The 7,668-nt window shown below is 45.7% G+C and carries 8 protein-coding genes; all 8 read right to left on the bottom strand.

The genetic code is table 11. The features are described 5' to 3' along the window. Positions 1–154, bottom strand: a 154-nt coding sequence (locus tag A37S_RS26910; RefSeq protein ID WP_084163744.1) for a helix-turn-helix domain-containing protein, incomplete at its 3' end; no start/stop codon positions are given. A 175-nt stretch (positions 155–329) separates the two neighbouring features. Further along, positions 330–1,427: a GDP-mannose 4,6-dehydratase gene (gmd, locus tag A37S_RS0122035; protein ID WP_028298820.1), complete on the bottom strand. Its 1,098-nt coding sequence runs from the start codon at positions 1,425–1,427 to the stop codon at positions 330–332. 52 nt (positions 1,428–1,479) lie between these two features. Further along, complete coding sequence (gene fcl / locus A37S_RS0122030; protein WP_028298819.1) at positions 1,480–2,421, bottom strand: GDP-L-fucose synthase; 942 nt, start codon at positions 2,419–2,421, stop codon at positions 1,480–1,482. A gap of 6 nt (positions 2,422–2,427) precedes the next feature. Then, positions 2,428–3,414 (bottom strand): UDP-glucuronic acid decarboxylase family protein, encoded by a 987-nt coding sequence (locus A37S_RS0122025; RefSeq protein WP_028298818.1) that lies wholly within the window; start codon positions 3,412–3,414, stop codon positions 2,428–2,430. Positions 3,415–3,601: 187 nt separating this feature from the next. Next, positions 3,602–5,587, bottom strand: coding sequence for a tetratricopeptide repeat-containing sensor histidine kinase (locus A37S_RS0122020; protein WP_084164011.1), 1,986 nt, complete (start codon positions 5,585–5,587; stop codon positions 3,602–3,604). A gap of 174 nt (positions 5,588–5,761) precedes the next feature. Further along, complete coding sequence (rfbC, locus tag A37S_RS0122015; RefSeq protein ID WP_028298816.1) at positions 5,762–6,310, bottom strand: dTDP-4-dehydrorhamnose 3,5-epimerase; 549 nt, start codon at positions 6,308–6,310, stop codon at positions 5,762–5,764. 17 nt (positions 6,311–6,327) lie between these two features. Further along, the gene (rfbB, locus tag A37S_RS0122010) at positions 6,328–7,374 is read right to left on the bottom strand and encodes a dTDP-glucose 4,6-dehydratase (protein WP_028298815.1); all 1,047 of its coding nucleotides are present in this window, start codon (positions 7,372–7,374) and stop codon (positions 6,328–6,330) included. Positions 7,375–7,397: 23 nt separating this feature from the next. Further along, on the bottom strand, positions 7,398–7,668 hold a 271-nt coding region (locus A37S_RS27630; RefSeq protein WP_036603847.1), incomplete at its 5' end, for a hypothetical protein.

The raw sequence follows: 7,668 nt of genomic DNA, 5'->3' as shown, positions 1-7,668 counted from the left end.
AGACCCCTTTGGGATTACTGTTGCGCTTAACCTCCCGGCTGACTACCGATTTGTCCCTGCCGATGATAACGGCGATCTCCGAGATCTTCTTTCCGCTCGCTCTGTAAGCCTGGATTTCGTACCTTTGTTCCAGGGTTAAATGTGATTTTTCCATTCGCAATTCAAAAGTCGTTTTTTTCCCTTAAACATGCCAATTGGGGGTACCCCCAATTGGCATGTTTATTTCAACCTTTGTTGCATTTCTTAATTGAACTTACGCACATCAAGTTTATCTTGAAACGAAAAAAGGGCCTGATTTTAAACAGGCCCTTGTCGTTTCATTTATTATTTTACCCTACCAAGTGTTCCCACTGGGTCTTGTTGTCTTTCTTGAAGATCTCCACATCGCTGGCCACCATCTCCCTGCACAGGGCAGCCAGGTCGTATTCCGGCTCCCAGCCCAGCTTTGTCTTGGATTTCGTGGGGTCACCTATCAACAGCTCCACCTCCGTGGGACGGAAATAGGCAGGGTCCACGCTCACCACCTCCTGCCCCACTTCCAGCTTGTACTCGGCATTGGAAACAGATTTCACGTAGCCCTTCTCCTCCACGCCCTCGCCCCTGAACTCGATCTCTGCACCTACCTCGGAAAAGGCCATGCGCACGAACTCCCGAACCGGCGTGGTGATCCCCGTGGCTATTACGTAGTCCTCCGCCTGCTCCTGCTGCAGTATCAGCCACATGGCCTTCACGTAGTCCTTGGCATGGCCCCAGTCCCTGCGCGCGTCCAGGTTGCCCAGGAACATCTTCTGCTGCAGGCCAAGGGCAATGGCAGCAACCGCACGGGTGATCTTCCTGGTCACGAAGGTCTCCCCCCGCAAGGGACTCTCGTGGTTGAACAAAATGCCGTTGCAGGCAAATAGGTCGTAGGCCTCCCGGTAGTTCACCGTGATCCAGTAGGCATACAGCTTGGCCACCGCATAGGGGCTACGCGGATAGAACGGCGTGGTCTCCGACTGCGGCACCGCCTGTACCAGGCCGTACAGCTCCGAGGTGGACGCCTGGTAGATCCGAGTCTTCTTCTCCAGTCCAAGGATACGGATGGCCTCCAGGATACGCAAGGTGCCTATTCCGTCCGCATTGGCCGTGTACTCCGGCTCATCGAAGCTCACCTTCACGTGGCTCATAGCGGCCAGGTTGTAGATCTCATCGGGCTGCGTCTCTTGGATAATGCGGATAAGGTTGGTACTGTCTGTCATATCCCCATAGTGCAACTTGAAACGTACGTTGGGATCGTGCGGATCTTGATACAGATGGTCTATACGGTCTGTGTTGATCAGCGAGCTGCGTCGCTTGATACCGTGTACCATATAGCCTTTTTCCAGCAATAGCTCTGCCAGATAAGCTCCATCCTGTCCGTTTACCCCCGTGATTAATGCGGTCTTCATATATCTTATTGTTTTTTATTATCAATTGCCGCAAAGCATTGCGGCACTACGGTTATCGTTCTGTCAATACTTCCTGCGATAGGAAATCGGCATAAGCCAATCCGATCCCCTCTTCCAGTTCTATTGTATGATGCCAGCCCAATCCATGCAATTTGCTCACATCCATCAATTTCCTGGGCGTACCATCCGGCTTGCTGGCATCAAAGGTGATTTCTCCTTCGAAGCCCACTACCTTCTTCACCAGCTCGGCAAGGTCTCTGATGCTAAGGTCCGTTCCCGTACCTATATTGACCAGTTCGCGGCCATCGTATGTATCCATCAGGTACACACAGGCCTCTGCCAGGTCATCGGCATACAGGAATTCGCGCAGCGGGCTGCCCGTACCCCATATCTCTACCGATGGTGCCCCAGACTCCTTTGCTTCATGAAATCGTCTGATCAGTGCTGGAAGAACATGCGAGTTCTTGGGGTGGTAATTGTCCCCTATACCGTATAGGTTGGTAGGCATTACACTGATGAAATTATCGCCATATTGATCGCGATAGGCTTCACAAAGTTTAATGCCAGCAATCTTGGCAATAGCATAGGGTTCATTGGTCGACTCAAGTGTCCCCGTTAAAAGATATTCCTCCTTCAAGGGTTGGGGGGCCATTTTGGGGTAAATACAAGAACTGCCCAGAAGCATTAGCTTCTTCACCCCCACTTGATGCGCAGCATGGATGACATTGCACTCGATCATCAGATTCTCGTATATGAAATCCGCCCTATAAGTATTATTGGCGATGATGCCCCCTACCTTGGCCGCTGCAAGAAAGACATATTCGGGTCTTTCTTCCTCAAAAAAAGCATTCACCGCTTCCTGGTTACGCAGATTCAGTTCGGAAGATCGCTTTAGGATCAGGTTCTCATACCCTTCGGTCTGCAGCTTCCGTGTGATAGCTCCACCAACCATGCCTCTATGGCCCGCTACGTATATCTTTGCTCGTTTATCCATTATATACTATATAACGCTATATCTCTTAAAGTCCTTATGGTCGCGCTGATTCAGTTTTTCGTGACTGAACCCCTTGAAATAGTCATAAGTGATACGCAAGCCATCTTCTCTACTTACTTTGGGTTCCCAATCTAACAGTGCCTTGGCCTTACTGATGTCAGGTTGCCTTTGTTTGGGGTCGTCCTGTGGCAAGGATTTATAGACTATTTTCTGGGTAGTGCCTGTCAGCTTAATAATTTCCTCGGCAAATTCTTTGATCGTGATTTCTGACGGATTACCAATATTAACGGGGTCGGCACAGTCACTGAACAGCAAACGGTAGATTCCTTCCACCAGATCGTCCACATAGCAAAACGACCTTGTTTGCGAACCATCTCCAAATACCGTAAGATCTTCGCCTCTCAACGCCTGCCCGATAAATGCAGGCAATACACGTCCGTCATTAAGACGCATGCGCGGACCATAGGTGTTAAAGATGCGTACTATCCGTGTCTCCAGCCCATGGTACGTATGATAGGCCATGGTCATCGCTTCCTGAAAGCGCTTTGCCTCATCATATACTCCCCTTGGCCCCACGGGGTTGACATTGCCCCAATAACTTTCGGGCTGTGGATGCACAGAAGGATCGCCATATACCTCGGAGGTAGAAGCAATCAACAGACGGGCCCTTTTCTCCTTGGCCAGGCCCAACAGGTTATGTATCCCCAATGACCCCACTTTCAGTGTCTGTATGGGTATTTTCAAATAATCAATGGGACTGGCAGGTGAAGCGAAATGAAGAATATAGTCCAAATGACCTGGTACATGCACGAATTTACTCACATCATGGTGATAGAACTCGAAATTCTCCAAGGGTAATAGATGTTCAATGTTCTCCATGTCCCCTGTGATAAGATTGTCCATACCTATCACATTAAAACCCTCTTTGATAAATCGGTCACATAGATGCGACCCCAAAAAACCTGCAGCCCCCGTAATTAATACTTTCTTCATTTCAAACGAATAAACCTGTTGAATTAACTTTTTTTGAACAAATCAAGGACAAGAGTACAAAAATGAAAACTTCTTAGCCCTACGTCCTTAACAACAACAAAGATAGCTTAATATTTTAAAAACAATTCATTAGCTATATCATATTTTTGCGAGAATTTCCACGTAAACCTCTTTTGCATACAAGCAGTTAATCACGTAAGGCAAGCTTCGCTTTAGGAGGAAGCGGTAGTTCTTTCATCTTTTTAACGATTAAAACGTGAAACATACTGCCTTTCCCTTCTTCGCTTTCTATTTCCATACCCCAGCCTAAGGCTTCTATAAAATCCTGGCATAATAACACACCGATGCCAGATCCCTTTTCTTTTAACGTTCCCAATTGGGTTTCTCGTTTCGCTTTATTGTTATGCAATTGCTCCAATACCTCTTTTCTGATGCCAGTACCATTGTCTTTTACATAGAGATCAATAATATCGCCCTTTTCGATTAACCCCACTTCTATTGTTTTATTGGGGTAACTGAACTTGATGGCATTGTGCAACAAGTTACGGACAATAAACTCACATCTTTGCAAATCACCCCATATTTCAGTCTTTTTAGGCAATAAATTATGGCAGGAGATTTTCTTGATTTCCAGTTGAGGCCTAAACAATGCAGCACAGTCATCTATCATTTTATGCACGTCAATCCACGACCATTCCAAAGATTCTTTTTCCATTTGTCCAATAGACCAGAGCAACAACTCGTCCAACATAGCTACCGTCGTATCCAAATCCACACCAATTTGTTTCAGCATAGACCTTAACTCATGTTCTGGCAAATCCACCAGATTCGTCAGGTCTAAAACAGATTTAAACGAATAAATAGGGGATCTGAGATCATGTGAAACAACGGAAAACAATTTGGACCTAAATTTTTCCGCCTCTTGCAGGGATACGTTTTGTTGTATCAAGCGATCAGATTGTATTTGTATCCTTAAGTAAGCTTTGTTCAATCTTTTTGTTTTATTGTACAATAGAACCAATAGGCCAGTTAAGATGACCGTAAAAATACCGGAAATAATCCCCAAGAGCTTATTACGCTCGGCCTTTTGATTTGCTGTTTGATTAAGCAATACGAGGTTCTTATTTTCGAGATCCTTTTTTTCCGTTTCGTATTTGGTTTTCAACTCTTCCCGAAGCTTTTGCCTAGCCAAAAATAGTTCACTTTTGTTGATGCTATCCGACTCTAGTTTAGCTAGCTCTTTGGCGTCGCCCAACAAAACAGCTTGTTCTATTTTCTCCAAATCTGACGAAATATTGTTTAACAAATATTCCATGCCTTTTGTTTTGGTAAAATCCCTTACATATCGAACCTGCTCCAATGCCGCTTTTCGATCCCCTCTTGTCAACAACAGGTTTGCCAGATCTATTTTTGCAGACACCAATGTCTCTCCATTTTGCTCCTTTTCTGCCAAATCGATGGCCTTGTATAGATATTTCTCACCAATTTTTATTTTGTCGGCTTCTCCATATAACGATGCCAGTGCGGAATACGACTTTGACAGACTCTTGTCCGCTGGAGATTTTTCCTTGATTTCAATGGCAGCCAACAAATAATCTCTTGCGAGCTTAAAGTCCTTGCTCTTCCTTTTTTCTAGGTACTCATCTTTGTAGTAATGTCCGAGATTATTATTGATGATACCCAATATCTTGGTATAGTGTATTTGATCGGCATATTGCTTGGACTGCAAATAATACTTGAGCGCTTGCTCCCTATCATATCCCCTATAGAATACATTGCCGATGTTGAACAAGGACTCGGCCATACCGATCGTGTCTTTTATATTTTCCCTAATGCGGAGCACATCAAAATGTTTTTTGACACTTTCATCAGGCTTATTCATAATCAGGTAACAAACGGCCATCACATTCAGGCAATTGGCCATTTTTCTTGTGTTACCTGTCCTCTTAGCCAGTTCTGCACCTTCTTCCGCCCATAGTACCGCCTGTTTAGCATCTTGCGAATAGGTCAACTTGGCCATCTCATAATAGGTATTTGCCTTTACGGAATCATGTGCCGTGCCGTTGATTATGGATTGCAAACTATCCAATTTGTTGTTCTGACCAAACAAATAAGGTACTGAGAGAAAAGTCCATATAAATATAGGAATGGTCTTAGGTGTTGAGTGTTTCATAACATATCCTAGATTTAAGGAGGATTGCCAAACACAAACATAACATATTTTTTACAAAAAAAATAGAATTAATACTACAAAGAAAAGGCTAATACCCAAAATAACAACTGGATACAAACAAAAAAACTTGGCAAAACAAATTGCCAAGCTCTAATCAAATATCTTTCGGCTTATCTATTGCGCATAGCTGGCAGACATGTGGGGCAATACCAAATCCTTTTCCGAAACAACCTGCTCGTCTGTAGGAATACCCCAATCGATTCCCAGCTCTGGGTCGTTGTATACAATGCCCCGCTCCGAGGCCTTGTTGTAGAAATTATCGCACTTGTAAAAGAACTCTGCCGTATCGCTCAAAACCGAGAAACCATGCAGGAATCCCCGGGGGATGAAGAGCTGCCGCTTGTTCTCCGCGCTTAGCCTAACGGCAACGTGCTGCCCAAAGGTAGGAGAGCCCTGACGGGCATCTACCGCTACGTCCAGTACCTCCCCGCTTAACACACGCACCAGTTTGGCCTGCGCATGTTCCCCTTCCTGGGCATGCAGTCCCCTTATCACTCCGTAAGAGGAATAGGATTGGTTGTCCTGAACGAAGGTCACTTCCGTACCGATCTTTTCGTTGAAGGTTTTTGAATTGAAGCTCTCGAAAAAATAGCCCCGCTCATCTGCAAATACTCGGGGCTCTATGATAAAACATCCTTTAAGTGCCGTCTCTATTACGTTCATTTCCTTATATATCCTTTTTAACGTTGCACATATTGCGCCTCATAGTAATCCTTATACGCACCGCTGGTTACGTTCTCCAGCCATTCCTCGTTGGACAGGTACCAATCTACCGTTTTTTCCAGTCCTTCCTCAAACTGAAGGCTAGGCACCCAGCCCAGCTCTCGCTGTAATTTGGACGAATCTATAGCGTAGCGCAGGTCGTGGCCTGCTCTATCCTTTACAAAGGTGATCAGTGATTCCGAGGTCCCTTCGGCCCTTCCGAGTTTTTTGTCCATGATCTTGCAAAGCAGGCGAATGAGGTCTATATTCTTCCATTCGTTGTGCCCCCCAATATTGTAGGTGGATCCTGGTGCGGCCTTGTGGAAGATAACGTCGATAGCGCGGGCATGGTCGTTCACCCATAGCCAGTCGCGTATGTTCTCGCCTTTTCCATAAACGGGCACCGGTTTATTATTCTTGATATTGTGAATGGCAAGGGGAATCAATTTCTCCGGAAAGTGGTTGGCTCCGTAGTTGTTGGAACAGTTGGAGATAACCGTATTCATCCCGTATGTGTCGTGGTATGCGCGAACGAAATGGTCGGATCCTGCCTTGGAGGCCGAATAAGGGGAATGGGGATCGTACTTCGTTTCCTCGGTGAACATACCCGTCTCGCCCAATGCCCCATACACCTCATCCGTACTCACGTGGTAGAAGCGCTTGGTACCGTCATTTCCCCAAATGGCCCTTGCCGCATTCAGCAGATTCACGGTGCCCACTACGTTGGTCAGCACAAAATCCGTGGGATTGGAAATCGATCGATCCACATGCGACTCCGCGGCCAAATGGATTACCGCATCTGGCTGCTCTCGTACGAACAGTTCGTCGATAAAGGAAACATCCCTGATATCTCCTTTCACAAAGGAATAGTTCGGCTCCGTTTCGATATCCTTAAGGTTGGCCAAGTTACCTGCATAGGTAAGCGCATCCAAATTGACAATTTGATAATTGGGATAGGTCAGCACAAAGTGCCTCGCTACATGCGACCCAATGAAACCCGCCCCCCCTGTGATGATAATCTTCATATACTCTAATAAATTACAAGTTTTTAGGCCACTATTTTTTCGGAGCCGTTTACATTTTTCTCTCTTGGGTCGAGACATACGTAGTCCCGTGAGTATGGTGTTTTGTTCTTTACCACACTGTAGATTGTTCTTAATAATTTGTTCATAACATTATTCATGATTAGGTAATGGGGTTTGCCCTCCTGTTGCTTTTTCTGGTAATACAGCCGATATTCCTTGTTGTGTTTCACGGCAGCTTTTGCACCCATGTAGAGCAGTGCTTTGAGTTCCCTGTCGGCAAAGGGACTTGTCCTT

This window comes from Olivibacter sitiensis DSM 17696 (assembly GCF_000427965.1).
Taxonomy (GTDB): Bacteria; Bacteroidota; Bacteroidia; order Sphingobacteriales; family Sphingobacteriaceae; genus Olivibacter; species Olivibacter sitiensis.
This window is presented reverse-complemented; position numbering and strand designations above follow the sequence as displayed.

Coding starts and splice junctions, on each gene's coding strand:
- A37S_RS0122020 (WP_084164011.1), bottom strand. CDS start 5,587: ATGAAACACTCAACACCTAAGACCATTCCTATATTTATATGGACTTTT.
- rfbC (WP_028298816.1), bottom strand. CDS start 6,310: ATGAACGTAATAGAGACGGCACTTAAAGGATGTTTTATCATAGAGCCC.
- rfbB (WP_028298815.1), bottom strand. CDS start 7,374: ATGAAGATTATCATCACAGGGGGGGCGGGTTTCATTGGGTCGCATGTA.
- A37S_RS0122025 (WP_028298818.1), bottom strand. CDS start 3,414: ATGAAGAAAGTATTAATTACGGGGGCTGCAGGTTTTTTGGGGTCGCAT.
- gmd (WP_028298820.1), bottom strand. CDS start 1,427: ATGAAGACCGCATTAATCACGGGGGTAAACGGACAGGATGGAGCTTAT.
- fcl (WP_028298819.1), bottom strand. CDS start 2,421: ATGGATAAACGAGCAAAGATATACGTAGCGGGCCATAGAGGCATGGTT.